12 protein-coding genes are annotated in these 14433 nt (G+C 39.0%); 11 read left to right on the top strand and 1 reads right to left on the bottom strand.

Annotation, left to right across the window (positions count from 1 at the left end; genetic code table 11):
• The first annotated feature begins 202 nt into the window (after positions 1-202).
• The gene (locus tag BJR36_RS18865; protein WP_091236984.1) at positions 203-1012 is read left to right on the top strand and encodes a phospholipase D-like domain-containing protein; all 810 of its coding nucleotides are present in this window, start codon (positions 203-205) and stop codon (positions 1010-1012) included.
• 447 nt (positions 1013-1459) lie between these two features.
• On the opposite strand, the gene BJR36_RS18860 is transcribed toward BJR36_RS18865, so the two are convergent.
• Complete coding sequence (locus BJR36_RS18860; protein WP_091236983.1) at positions 1460-2485, bottom strand: LacI family DNA-binding transcriptional regulator; 1026 nt, start codon at positions 2483-2485, stop codon at positions 1460-1462.
• A 298-nt stretch (positions 2486-2783) separates the two neighbouring features.
• Here BJR36_RS18860 and BJR36_RS18855 point away from each other — a divergent pair, with 298 nt between their 5' ends.
• From BJR36_RS18855 to BJR36_RS18810, 10 genes are all read left to right on the top strand, one after another.
• A complete protein-coding gene (locus tag BJR36_RS18855; protein ID WP_091236982.1) occupies positions 2784-3653 on the top strand; it encodes a D-psicose 3-epimerase in 870 nt (289 codons plus the stop codon).
• A gap of 13 nt (positions 3654-3666) precedes the next feature.
• Entirely contained in the window at positions 3667-4605 is a 939-nt protein-coding gene (locus tag BJR36_RS18850; RefSeq protein WP_091236981.1) for a sugar kinase, read from the top strand.
• Positions 4606-4739: 134 nt separating this feature from the next.
• Positions 4740-6230: a sugar ABC transporter ATP-binding protein gene (locus BJR36_RS18845; RefSeq protein ID WP_091236980.1), complete on the top strand. Its 1491-nt coding sequence runs from the start codon at positions 4740-4742 to the stop codon at positions 6228-6230.
• 28 nt (positions 6231-6258) lie between these two features.
• On the top strand, positions 6259-7251 hold the full coding sequence (locus BJR36_RS18840; RefSeq protein ID WP_091236979.1) for an ABC transporter permease: 993 nt from the start codon (positions 6259-6261) through the stop codon (positions 7249-7251).
• 20 nt (positions 7252-7271) lie between these two features.
• Positions 7272-8294: a sugar ABC transporter substrate-binding protein gene (locus tag BJR36_RS18835; RefSeq protein WP_091236978.1), complete on the top strand. Its 1023-nt coding sequence runs from the start codon at positions 7272-7274 to the stop codon at positions 8292-8294.
• 81 nt (positions 8295-8375) lie between these two features.
• Positions 8376-9395: a zinc-dependent alcohol dehydrogenase gene (locus tag BJR36_RS18830; protein ID WP_091236977.1), complete on the top strand. Its 1020-nt coding sequence runs from the start codon at positions 8376-8378 to the stop codon at positions 9393-9395.
• Between the two features lie 318 nt (positions 9396-9713).
• Positions 9714-10568, top strand: a complete 855-nt coding sequence (gene fba / locus BJR36_RS18825) for a class II fructose-1,6-bisphosphate aldolase (protein WP_091236986.1) — start codon at positions 9714-9716, stop codon at positions 10566-10568.
• 117 nt (positions 10569-10685) lie between these two features.
• On the top strand, positions 10686-11612 hold the full coding sequence (gene pfkB / locus BJR36_RS18820; protein WP_091236976.1) for a 1-phosphofructokinase: 927 nt from the start codon (positions 10686-10688) through the stop codon (positions 11610-11612).
• A gap of 1002 nt (positions 11613-12614) precedes the next feature.
• A complete protein-coding gene (locus BJR36_RS18815) occupies positions 12615-13691 on the top strand; it encodes a ParB/RepB/Spo0J family partition protein (protein WP_242875673.1) in 1077 nt (358 codons plus the stop codon).
• Between the two features lie 35 nt (positions 13692-13726).
• On the top strand, positions 13727-14433 hold a 707-nt coding region (locus BJR36_RS18810; protein ID WP_091236975.1), incomplete at its 3' end, for a ParM/StbA family protein.

The raw sequence follows: 14433 nt of genomic DNA, 5'->3' as shown, positions 1-14433 counted from the left end.
TACTTGATTCAAAGAAATGTAGTGAATGAATACAAAGTAGGCAATCGCGAACCGATCAGAATAGAGACTCTCCAGAATGTCTCCATTATTTCATGCTTAGAAAAGTTTTAGGAACGGTAAGTTATTCATCGCACACCAAAAACTCATCTTGTGGAATGTAAATATATGGTATGCTATCAGGTAAAGGGGGGATTGAGGAAATATGAATAATCTAGCACAAAACATATTAGACGCAGCAAAAACAGGTTTCATCGAAAGCAGCTTCGAATCCGCAGAAGAACTGCGTCCAAAACTACTATTCAACGATACAAAAAGGGGAAATACAGTTCTCGCAAATATTGCAAAAGAACTGAATCACTGCGAATCCTTCTGGTTCTCAGTTGCATTTATCACAAAGAGCGGTCTCGTGGTTTTAAAAGAGACATTTAAGGAATTGGAGAAGAAGGGAATCAGAGGAAAGATTCTTACTACCGATTATCTGGCCTTTAACGAACCGGATGCGCTGCGGGAATTGCTTGCGTTTTCCAACCTTGAAGTCAAAGTCTTTACGGAAGAACACTTTCATACAAAAGGATATATGTTCAAGGACTGGACAGACAGCGAAAAGCATACATTCATAGTGGGCAGCTCCAATCTGACCCAGTACGCGCTGAAATCAAATAAAGAATGGAATCTGAAGGTGACATCGCTTGAGGATGGGGAGTTAATCAAGGAAACCAACGAAGAATTCCAGTTTATGTGGAAAACTGCGGAAATTCTGACGGAAGAGTGGATAAGTGACTACGATAAAATCTATCAGGAAAATAAGAAGGTTCGTGTGAAGCAAAAATTGGCACGAATGAAAACATATACATTCAAGCCGAATAAAATGCAGGTTGAAGCGACCAGGGCGCTGGAGGAATTGAGGGATAAGAAGAAGGATAAGGCCTTGCTGATATCTGCTACAGGGGAACGTGTTATTATTGTGACAGGTCGAAAAAGTCCAGTAAACTTAAGGGCTTGGGCGGCTTAGTCCTAATCCGTTTTGGTATATGAAGTGTTTTATACCCCGTATGTATTGTTGAGAGTGTAGAAAGTGAATAGGTATTTAAATCTGGATAGGACTAGATTGACGTAGATTGAAATCAGAGGAAATGCTGACGGATATCCATAGCCAATGTAGTCCTATTTTTGTTTGCTAAAATCCGGATGGCTACCGGATAGGCTTATCGCTTGAGAGGAGATGATTCTCATATCAAATGCAATTACTGCATAGAAGTGATAGTTTCAATCCGAAATATATTCATAATGGAATTGTACAATAAAGAAACACAAAGTCCCCTAACCTCCTCATTCACGAGGTTGTTAGGGGACTTCAGTGCGGAGAAGCCACTTTATTCAAGGGAATTTCACACCTAATAACAACAACTCGAGAAAATACTTTAATATAAATGATTATGGTGCTTAAAGGAGAAGTGTCTTATATAGTATCTTGGGTTTCAATCGTAATCGGAACATCAATGTTCCTGCTAGTAGGTTCCTGCTTCTTTACTAAATATTCAAATAGTATTTTAACTAACAGGTAGCCTTGATATTCGGGACTTTGCCCTAAAGCAAAATCTACTGTCCCGTTTTGTAGTAATTCTAAAGTATCGGGTACCAGATCATGACAAATCACGGCTACTTTATGAGAAAGATTTAACAGGCTTAGAGCACTTCCGACGCCGGAGACTCCGCCACCCGTTATGTACAGTCCATTCAGTTGAGGATGCTGGTTGCAATATTCAAGAGTGATTTTGAAAGCTTCATCCTTACGGTCTTGGTTTTCCTGCACATCAAAAACATTGATGGAAGAGGAGGAGTCTTTCAATTTTTCTAGAAATCCTTGTAGACGATCCCGATGGCATGATAAATAATGGGAACTTATGATGATGCCCACATCACCTTCTGGGGGGAGCAGTTTCATTAATAAGCCGGCAGCAATTCTTCCAGCCTTGTGATGGTTTTGACCAACAAAGCAAAAATCATTAGTGCCTTCTATTTTTGAATTAAACGTAATAACTGCAATCCCCTTGTCGATAAGTTGATTGATTTTATTTCTTACCGCATCATCGTCGAGGGGAAATACAGCTATCCCCTCAACGCCCTCTGACTCCAGGCTGTTTAATATACTGATTTGTTCTGCTGGTTCTAATGAAATAGGCATTTTAACACTGGTTTCAATTCCGAAAGCAGAAAATTCGTTTTGAGCATTTTGAACGCCTACTAGCATTTTCTGTATAAATGGATTGTATTCAGGAGTTAATATAATACCTATTTTTATGGGATTTTTACTCTGAACTAATGCTTTTCCAAGAAAATTGGGTTGGTAATTTAATTCGTGTGCTATTTTTAATACTTTTTGACGCGTAGCGTCTTTTACGCCGGGGCGTTCATTCAGAACCTTATCAACTGTACCTCTCGAAACATTGGCAAGTTCTGCAATTTGTTTAATTGTAACGGCCATAGTATTTACCTCAATAATTATATTTTATGTTTAAGCTATTATAACATAGTAATTTTAAAATATCCATAAAAACGTGCACGAGCAATATAAATATTAAGCCTTTGTGCAAAATACACAAAAAATATGGCGAAAAAATAGGAATAAGTGTATATTGCAATATATAAAAAGGGATGATAGAATGAAAACACGTTAAAGAGCACGAGCACAATAAATAAAAGTGCTGAGTTGTAATAGAACTATTGGTGAGTTGTTTTTGCTAAAAATTATGCACGAGCATTTAAATGAAAGGGAGATTAAAATGAAATTTGGTACAGGATATGCATATTGGGGAACAGAATGGAAATGTGATTACATTGCTTTAACAAATAAGGTCGCAGATATTGGATTTGATATTCTTGAGATTGGAGCTGACCATTTATATCATATGTCAGATGAAGAGATCACACAGCTGAAAGAGATAGGAGCTGAAAGAAATATTGAATTTACAACCAACAGTGGACCGTCAAAAGACAATGATTTTGCTTCAGCAGACCCGGCAGTAAGAGAACATGGTCTGGAATATTTCAAAACGATACTTTATAACATGAAAAAACTTGGATCAAAATCACTAGTAGGAGCTATTTATTCTTTTTGGCCAGCGGATTTTGCTGATACAGATAAAGAAGCAGCCTGGGAAAGAAGTATAGCATGCCTAAAGGAACTAGGTAAGACAGCTGAGGAGTTAGATATCGAATGTGCACTCGAAGTGTTAAACAGAAATGAAACATATATATTAACTGACTGTGCAGAGGCAATAGAATATGTTGGAAAAGTAGGAAGTACACATATCAACATTCTGTTGGATACTTATCATATGAACATTGAAGAAGACAATATGTATGAGGCAATCAGAAAAGCCGGAAATCTTCTAGGCCATCTTCATGTAGGAGAATGCAATAGAAAATTACCGGGAATGAACAACACTATCAACTGGCCGGAAATTGGAAAAGCCCTTAGAGATATCAACTATAAAAAAGCTGTAGTTATGGAACCGTTTATGTTAAAAGGCGGTCAGGTTGGCCATGATATCCGAGTTTGGAGAGATTTAAGCAACAATGCGACGCCGGAACAAATGGATCAATATATCGCGGATTCATTAGTTTACTTGAAGAAATGCTGTTTAAGTTAAGGAGGATGTGGTCGTGGCAGATATCTTAATTATGGGTGAAATGCTTGTTGAAGTAATGAGAACGGAGGAAGATGTTCAACTATACGAGGAAGGCACATTCCGAGGTCCGTTTCCTAGTGGTGCGCCTGCTATCTTTATCGATACTGCAGCCAGGCTTGGATGCAAGACGGCAATTGTCGGAGGTGTCGGAAAAGATGATTTTGGAAAGTGCCTTTTGGAGAGGTTGAGGAAAGACGGTGTTGACTGCAGCCATGTTATTGAAAGTGAAGAAAGAGCTACAGGAGTAGCATTTGTTACATACTTTGGTGACGGATCCAGAAAATTCATTTTTCATATGGGGAATACACCAGCAGTTGAAGCTAAAGCACCGGCAGAAGGTGACTTTGCAAAGGTGAAGTTTATGCATATCATGGGGTGCTCCTTAATGGCTAACAAAGATTTCGCACAAGAAATCTTGAAAACCATGCATATGATGGTTGCAAATGGCACAAAGATATCATTTGACCCTAATATTAGAAAAGAACTCTTTACGGATGACTCAATAAATGCTGTGATAAAACAAGTGTTGGATAATACAAGCGTATTTCTCCCTGGAGTAGAAGAACTTCTGATGACCATGGGCGCATCCACAATAGAAGAAGCAGTAGAAAAATGTTTTGAAAATCCGAAGATGGAAGTGCTTGTACTAAAGAATGGATCTAAAGGCAGTAAAGTTTATACTCGGAATGGTTTGATAGAAGTTGAAGTGTATAAGGTAGAACAGAAGGATGCAACTGGTGCAGGCGATTGCTTTGATGGGGCATTCATAGCGGGACTGGTTCAGGGAAAAGATGTTGAAGAAGCCGCAAAAATGGGAGCTGCAGCTGGAGCATTGAATGCAGCAGCATTTGGTCCGATGGAAGGAAAAATCAGTCCTGAATCAGTACGAAATATGATAGAATGCAATAGGTGATGCTGTGAGTGATTTGTTGAATCGTGTTGATATTACGCTTAGTCAGTTATATCAGTACATGCAGATTCAACATATGAAATTCAGAGGCGGAAACCAGCCAAAGAGGCAAAGAATGAGGAAAGGAGCATCATGCTATGGGAGACGTATATAAACTGCAATTAGAGAATATTTCTAAGTCTTTTCCAGGTGTAAAAGCATTGGATGATGTTAATATCAGTTTAAGACCAGGTACAGTGCATGCAGTTGTCGGTGAAAATGGAGCAGGAAAATCAACATTGATGAAAATCATCAATGGTTTGTATAAACGTGATGCCGGCAGAGTTATTCTGGATGGTAAAGAAGTTTCGTTTTCCGGACCAATGGAATCGGCGGATGCTGGAATTGCTATGATATATCAGGAATTGAATTTTTTCCCTGAGCTATCTATTGCAGAAAATATTTTCATGAAACGCCAGCCAGGTAAAGCAGGTTGGGTAAAATGGCAAGATATGATGGAACGGGCTAAAAAAATTTTGGAGGAGAACGATCTGCCTTATGATCCAAGGACAAAGATCAAAGAGTTGCCCATCGCCAGCATCCAGATGTTAGAGATTGTTAAAGCAGTTGCTTTTCATGCACAGGTAATTATTATGGATGAACCAACATCTTCCATTTCTAATAAAGAAGTAAAGCTGCTGTTTGATAAAATTGCGCAACTCAAAAAACAGGGAATCAGTTTTCTTTATATTAGCCATAAAATGGAAGAGATTTTTCAAATAGCAGATGATATTACAATTATCCGCGATGGAAAAAGTATTATTTCAGGATCCGTAAGTGATTTTACAGAAGAATCCATTATAGCACATATGGTTGGCCGTTCCATCGAGAACATATATCCGAAGGAGGTTTTTCCTATTGGCGAAGTAGCCTTTGAAGCGAAGAATCTTTGTAGCGAAGGTATGTTTAAAAATGTATCCTTCAATGTTAAAAAAGGAGAAATTGTGGGTATGGCGGGTCTGGTTGGTGCTGGACGAAGTGAAGTCTGTCGCGCGATTTTTGGATTGGATCCATTGGATTCAGGAGAGATAATATTAAGTGGAAAGCAATACACGCCTAAAAATGTTACCCATGCAATAAAAAGTAAAATTTTAATGCTTACGGAAGATCGTAAGAAAGAAGGAATTGTTGGAGTTAGAAGCTGCCGAGAAAATATAACACTTGCAAGCCATCGTATCCGTAAAGGTGTCTTTATGAACCTGAAAAAAGAAATACAGGAAGCACAAGAAATGTCTGAAATGCTGAAGGTAAGGTTTGCGGGAATAGAAACACCGATACAATCTCTTAGTGGAGGTAATCAGCAAAAATTATTGTTAGCAAGGTGGTTAATGCTGGAAAGTGACTTATTAATATTGGATGAACCTACTCGCGGTATTGATGTTGGAGCCAAATTGGAAATATACAACATTATTACTGATTTGGCAAAAAAAGGATATTCGATATTAATGATTTCCTCTGAATTGCCTGAACTTATTGGTATGAGTGACAGGATTTATGTTATGAACCAGGGATATATTACTGGCTGTCTAGAGCGTCAGGACTTTGCACAGGAAAGAATCATGCAGTTAGCCACTAAGACAGAGGTATAGATTTAAGGTATAAGGAAAGGAGATTGTAATGAAAGAAAAAACGAAACCGAATTTAAGGAAATACTCATTGGTATTAATTTTGATCGGTATGATTGCTATTTGTTCAATTTTATCAGAAAACTTTTTAACCCCTACAAACTTAACGAATGTTTTAAAGCAGGTTAGTATTGTTACAATTTGTGCTTTTGCTCAGGCGATGATTATTATTAGTGGTGAGATTGATCTTTCGATTGGCTTTTTAGCAGGTATGGCAGGTACATTTGCTTGTATCATGTATATAGCGACTGGAAATCTGTTTCTTGCTTTTACATTTGGAGTGCTGCTTGGTGCAGCTGTAGGTGCGGTGAATGGGTTGTTTGTAGCATATTTCAAATTGCCTTCTTTTATCGTCACTTTGGCTATGCAAACTATATGCTTTGGTGCAATTTCGTTGTATACAGGCGGGCAGAATATCTATAAAATCGGTAATTTTAAAGTATTAGGGCAGAGTAAGTTATTTGGCTTCCTTCCGGTTACGGTATTGTTCATGATCATCATGTTGATAATCACGCACACTGTACTAAAGTATACAAAATTTGGACGTTACCTATATGCAATTGGTGGTAATTCTGATGCTGCAAATGCAGCTGGGGTACAAGTCTGTAAAGTAAAATGGGCAATATTTATAGTTTCTGGCATGTTTGCAGCAATTGCCGGTATGGTAATGATGGGTCGATTAAACGCTGGTATTCCAAGTGAAGGCGGCGGATATGAGACGGATGCAATTACAGCCGCTGTCATTGGTGGCACAAGTTTTTCCGGTGGTGCAGGTACTGCATTTGGAACATTTTTAGGATCAGTAATAATTGGTGTATTAAATAACATCATGAATCTGCTTGGGGTTGATTCTTATCTCCAGATGATAATTAAGGGATCCATCATTATCTTTGCCGTTCTTGCTGATTATTTTTCAAAGAATCAAAAGTCAGGTATTAAAATTATGGCATCAACATCTGATGTAAAAAAGAGTGAAAATAAATAATAAAACAAGGAGGATTTTTTATGAAAATGAGAAAGTTTGTTAGTATGTTTTTAATGGTGGCTATGGTGGCGAGCATGTTATTGGGCTGTGGCGCTAGCAAGGATGAGGGAACCACGAAAGAAGAAGGAACCACAAATGAGGAAGTAGCAAACGGTGGAGATACCTTTAAAGTAGCTTTTCTTCCTACAGATATGTCGATGACTTTCGCATCTTGGTTAGCTGATGAATTAACGACTGCATTTAAAGCATATGATGACATAGAGTTGACAGTTATTGACTCTAAAGGTGAACTTGAAACTCAGTTAAGTAATATGGAAACATGTGTAGCACAAGGATATGACTATGTTATCTTATTACCAATAGAACCAGCGGCAGAAGATGATATTGTAGCTGGCTATATTGAAGAGGGAACTCCTTTTATGATGATTAACCTGGATGACTTTGGCGTAGAGAATGCTTCCAGTGTTATTGCAAATCCATATGATTTAGGTATTGTTGTTTCTGAATATGCTAAGTCACAGTTGCCTGATGACGCTAATGTAGTTGTTCTTTTGGGACCATCAGGAAATACAGATTCTATTGAACGCCGTAGAGCATATGAGGAAAATCTTTTCGGAAAGACTAATATGACCATCTTAGATGAGCAGATTGGTGACTGGGAAAAAGGTAAAGGAATGGAACTCATGGAAAACTGGATTCAGGTGCATGGTGATAAGATCGATGCTGTTATATCTATGAATGATGCTATGGCAATCGGCGCTTATGAAGCGGCAAAAGAGGCAGGAATTCAGGATGATATTAAGTTCTTTGGTGTTGATGGTCTTGCAGATGCTGCTGTAGCAGTTGAGAATGGTGAAATGACAGCTACTGCATTACAGGATGCTAAGGTTATGGCAGAAGAAGGTGCTCGTATCTGTAATGAGGTTCTGACTAAAGCAAATAGTGAAGGATTCGAAAAAGTACAGATTCCTGTAACACTTATTACAGAAGAGAATGTTGCAGAATTTATCACAAGATATACAGAAAATGGAATGCTCAAATAGTAATCTATTTAACCACAGATGTTGATAAATGTATTCCCGGAAAATACCGGGAATACATTTAATAAAATGGAGGAATGAAAAATGAAGCAGGCAATTTTAACAAGCAAACAGGCAATCGAATTTAGTGAAATTGAAAAACCAGTTATCAAGTCGAATGAAATATTGATGAAAGTTAAAAAAATAGGAATTTGTGGTTCGGATATCCATGCATACTATGGGGAACATCCGTTTATGTCATTCCCAATTCGTTTGGGACATGAAATGGCAGGTGAAGTTGTAGAAGTAGGTGCGGAAGTTAAGGATATTAAAATCGGAGATCTTGTTACAACGATGCCACAGGAATTCTGTCATGAATGTGAACCATGTAAAAATGGAAGATACAATATTTGCAATTCCTTGCAAGTAATAGGATGCCAGACTCCAGGTGCCGCATGTGAATATTTCAATGTTGATGCTGCACTGATAAAGAAAATACCAGAAGGAATGAATGATGAATTAGCAGCCATGGTTGAACCAGCAGCGGTTGGTGTTCATGCGGTAAGAAGTGGTTCAAATATTAAAGGTATGAATGTTGTTGTTATGGGAGCCGGTACAATCGGTAATGTAACAGCGCAGGCAGCATTGGCAGAAGGAGCAAAAAGTGTGCTCATAACTGATTTGTCAGATTATCGTCTAGATGTTGCAAAACAATGTGGAATTACACATACAGCTAATACAGGAAAAACTTCTATGAAAGAGGCGATTGAGCAGGCTTTTGGCAATGAAGGTGCAGATATATTCTTCGAATGTGTCGGAATCGGAGCTACTGTAAATCAAGCGATTGAGTTTTCAAAGAAAGGTCACGACATTGTAATCGTAGGTGTATTTGGGTCTACTCCAGCGATCAATTTAGCTTGGGTTCAGGATCGTGAATACAGAATTATCGGTTCCTTGATGTATGTTGAAAAGGATTTCCAGGATACTATTGATTATATGGCGGCCGGTAAAATTAATATGAAGCCTTTATTATCAAAAACGTTTAAATTTGATGACTATGCAGAAGCGTTTAAATATATTGAGCAGAACAAAGATACAAGTTTAAAAGTCTTGATTGAAATGTAATTATCTCAACTAAATTAGAAATATAGACAATACTTATAAATGTATGAAAATATAAAATCAGCAAAAAAATGCAATTTCTTCTCCGGTTACTCTTACTAAGAGTGTTGAATTATGCTGAAATAAAGAAGAATGATGAGATTGTGAAAAACTTTCCAATGAATTTGGCTAAGGAGAAGAAATGCATTATATACTGATGAGACATTAGAAATGGATAAATCAATAGAGATATTGTTGAAACAATATATATATAATGCAGAAACCGTAAAAAGTATTTAAAGATACAAGGTGGAAAAATATGAGAAAAGGTGAATGAAAAATATGACAATGGTAAGCTCGAATACTATATTAAAAAAAGCACAGGAAGGAGGATATGCAGTTGGTGCATTTAATGCTGAAAATATGGAGATGGTTCAGGCAATCATAGCAGCAGCAGAAGAATTGAAATCACCTGTAATTATCCAGACAACGCCTTCCACTGTATCTTATGCAAGTCTTGAATTGTTTTGTGGTATGGTGTCTGCAGAAGCGCAAAAAGTTTCAGTACCGGTTGTTATGCATTTGGATCATGGAAATAGTTTTGAATTGTGCAAACAGGCAGTCATGGCAGGCTACACCTCCGTTATGATTGATGGATCTAAACTTCCATTTGAAGAGAATATTGCATTGAGTAAAAAGGTAGTGGCAGTTGCAGCAGAAGCAGGTGTTGCTGTGGAATCGGAGCTTGGAATCGTAGGCGGAAAAGAAGATAGTCATGAGGTTTCTGATAAAGATGCCATTTATACGAATCCACTACGGGCAAAGGAATTTGCTGAACAAGCAGAAATTCAGTCGTTGGCAGTTGCCATAGGTACTGCGCACGGATTTTACAATGGGGAACCGAAGCTTGATTTTGATAGATTAAAAGAAATTCGTTCTGCGGTAACAATACCGTTAGTTCTGCACGGAGCCTCTGGGGTACCTGATGATATGGTACGTCAATCAATAGAGCTTGGTATTTGCAAAGTGAATTTCGCAACTGAATTGAGAGTGGCATTCACAAAAGGAGTACGTCAATCATTAGAAAGTAATGCCAAAATGTTTGATCCGAAGATATATAATGCTGCCGGTCGAGAAGAAGTAAAAAAACTGGTTAAAGAAAAAATGCATGTATGTGGAAGTGTAGGAAAAGCATAAGTATTTATATTATAAAGTAATAAATAGGGCATTTGAATTGGTGGGAAATAAGGACCAGACATGCCTGAATAGTTAATCTGGTTAAATGCTAATCCCATGGCAAGGTGGAGGGAAAAGATGATAATAACAGTAACGATGAATACGGCAGTCGACAAAGCTTATGTGATTGAGGAACTGAAAAAAGGCCAGGTCATGAGGGTGAAAAAGTGTACGAACACTCCTGGAGGAAAGGGCCTGAATGTTGCCAGAGTCATAAAGTGCTGCGGTGAAGAATCCCTGGCGACAGGATTCCTTGGTGGACATACAGGTGCCTGCATAAAGGATATGCTGGATGCACAGCAGGTTCAGAATGACTTCTCTTATACTTCATCGGAAACCAGGGCATGCATCAATATTCTGGAGAGCGACGGGACATCTACTGAGCTTCTGGAGCCGGGCGAGCCTCTCGGTCAGGAGGATGTTGCAGGATTCATCAGTAAATTCGGGAAGATTATTGAAAGATGCAATGTCGTAACAATATCCGGAAGCGTGCCGGAGGGTGTGGAGATCGACATCTATGAAAAACTCATTGGAATGGCGAAGGCTAGGAATAAAAAGGTCATACTGGATACGAGTGGCATGCTTCTGAAGGAAGGCATCAAGGCAGGACCGACGATGATCAAGCCAAACCGGGATGAGATAGAAGCACTCTTGGGAATCAGGATCAACGGACGGGATGAAGTAATTGAAGGGGCCAAAAAAATTCAGAAAATGGGGATAGACTTGGTCGCAGTATCCCTTGGTGGAGATGGAGCATTAGTGGTTACGAAGGATGCAGTCTTTCATGGGAAGCCTCCAAAAATAACCACCATTAATACGGTGGGATCCGGCGATTCCATGGTTGCGGCATTCGCGGTTGGCTTCGAAAGAGGCTATGACATCACAGAGATGCTGAGATATGCAGTTGCTGTTTCGGCAGCGAATACCCTGACTATGACTACAGGGAATTTCCAGATGGAAGACATGGAAAGGATATACAGGGAAGTTGCAGTTGAGCGACTGTAAATATCTGCAACATTCGTAATCATAAAGGTTTTTGAATTGAATAGTAAAGAAAGTTATATGTTATATTAATAAAAGGGGCTATTGCAAAATGACTGATTTTTAGTCATTGAGCAGCAGCTCTATTCTTTTTTTGTTTTATGGAAACACTTTCTAAAACATTTTGCTATTAGATGTACCTTAATAAAAGCGTGCTGATTTCTTTTTATTATGAGGTCTCTTTTAAGCTGTGCAGATAGGATTTTTGCCTGTCATTTTGTATCTTGGTTTCCCAGCAGCTTGTGTTATGTTGTAGCCAAAACATAATAGCATCTGGACAGGACTAGATTGACATAGATTGAAATCAGAGGAAATTCTGATAGAAATCTATAGCCAATATGGTTCTGTTTTTTTGTACCCAAAATCCGGATGACTACCGGAAAGGTTACCGCAGGAGAAGATATAGAGGTCATGATTTTAAGGTAAATTAGAAATGGCACATTGGCATTACTTAAGTTATGTGCCTGCCGCGCTATAGTCATTCTCAAAAGTGAAATTAAATAGTGAGTGGATTTCTAAAATACCATCTGATGGTAATAATAAGTAAAATTTCACCATCCCGCGAAATGTTCCTATCCACCAGATTAAGGTATTCTATATTCAACAACGGTAGCAATACCAAAGCTTCTTGCAGAGGCTTTTATATTCAGTTACAGCATGGAGAATTCCAGTATATTTCCAAGACAGTGAATCAGCCGAGGCTTGCCACGAGAGTCGATGAATCGAGAGATGAAGATGAAGCGAGCTATGGAGCACTCTAATATGGCGGAAGGATAATAACCCACAAAGGGACTGTAGAAGTTCCTTATCCTCGAAATTGGCATCAGAGGAGATCGTATCTAGCAATAGATGCGTCGTGAACACGAAAGTGTCATGCGGCGACAAAGAGCGCCAGTAACTCCCATGTGTACCGGGCGACATAGGAGATTGAATAATCAGCGTACACTCACATAACATTTTTATGTTATGAATGAAAAGCAGGATGAGGAATATATAAAGGAAGTGAGAAGAATCAACAAAAAGGCAACGATGCATTCTTCTTGGAAGGAAGAGCTTAATGCAGAAAGTGAGAAGGCAAATGACAAGCAGGAACAGGAAATCAAGAAAATACAGCTTAATCAGCTGAAGGGTTTTAAGGATCACCCCTTTAAGATTGAAATTAATACTGAATTATTTGAGCTGATGCAGAGCATTGAAAATGACGGAATCTTAGTTCCATTGCTGGCAAGACCGAGCCCAGGTGGAAATGGATATGAACTGATATCCGGACACAGAAGAAAAGCAGCATGTGAATGGGCAGGCATAAATGAAGTTCCCGTTATGATCTGCAATTTGGATGACAATCAGGCAACCATCGCTATGGTAAATTCTAATCTTCACAGGGAGCATATAAAACCTAGTGAGAAAGCTTTTGCTTATAAGATGAGATTAGAAGCAATGAAGAGGCAGGGCGAGAGGAGTGATTTAACTTTGTCCCAACTTGGGACAAAGTTAGAAATAGATCATCCGAATCTCGAAGCTAATAAATTAGCGTTAACATATGATTGGCATGGAGGTAGTATACAAAATCAATCTAAAAATATGAAAGAAGCTAATATACGTTCAGATAATTTATTGGCCAAACAAGTTGGTGAGAGTAGAAACCAGATAGCACGTTATATCCGTCTGACGAATCTGATTCCAAAACTATTAGATATGGTAGATGAAGGGAAAATTGCTTTCACAGTTGCAGTAGAGCTTTCGTACCTGAAGGAAGAAGAGCAATATGAGCTGCATGCTGTCATGGATCTGGAACAATGCACTCCGTCCTTATCACAGGCAAATCGATTGAAACGGATGAGCCAGTCGGACAAATTGAATATGGATGCCATTTATGAAATCCTTGATGAGGAGAAACCGAATCAGAAGCTGCAGATAAAGATCAAAGCTGAAACCCTGGAACCATATTTTCCGTGTGATTTTACAGAAAGACAGAAGGTGGAACTGATAAAAGATCTTGTAAAAGAGTGGCACAGCAGGCAGACGGAGAAAAGAGCAAGATGAACATGAAATCATTGTGTTTCAGGAGGAAACCAAGAATGGATTATAACAATATTGAAATCATCGGCATTGATCATGGCTGGGCGATGATGAAGACTTTTAGCCAGGTATTCACGGCAGGCTTGGGTGAGATAAAAACAGAACCGGCAATTTATGAAAATCTTCTGGAGTATGAGGGAAGGTTTTTCAGAGTCGGTGGGGAAAGGCTTACAGTCAAGCCGACCAAGGTCACCGATGAGAATTATTATCTTCTGACTTTGGCAGCGGTTGCCATGGAATTAGAGAGGAGAGGGAAAAGGAGTGCCAACGTGTATCTTGCGGTCGGACTTCCGCTCACAAGGTTTGGCGCAGAGAAGCATGAATTTATCGATTATCTGTCGAAGCAGGAGGCTGTCCATTTCAAATACGAGCAGAAAACCTATGATATCAAGATCGTAAAGGTATCAGTATTTCCTCAATGCTATTCCGCGGTGGTGGATCGAATCCCTGCCTACACGAAGAAAGTGCTGGTCGTGGATATCGGTTCCTGGACGCTGGACATCATGCCGATCATCAATAAGTCTCCGGACGAATCACAGTGCATTACAGCGCCGCAGGGGCTGATCTCCTGCATGAGGGAGATTAATAAGCAGTGCGTGCGGATGTTTGGCGGTGAGATTGATGAAAGTGAGATCCAGCAGGTAATGAGATATGGGAACAGCGATATGGATGAAAAGTATTTGGAGGTGATCAAGAGCACCCTTGT

This window comes from Anaerobium acetethylicum (assembly GCF_900096945.1).
In the GTDB taxonomy this organism is placed as follows: domain Bacteria; phylum Bacillota; class Clostridia; order Lachnospirales; family Lachnospiraceae; genus Anaerobium; species Anaerobium acetethylicum.
Note: the sequence above shows the minus strand (reverse complement) of the source record. Positions and strands in the feature narration are given on the sequence as shown.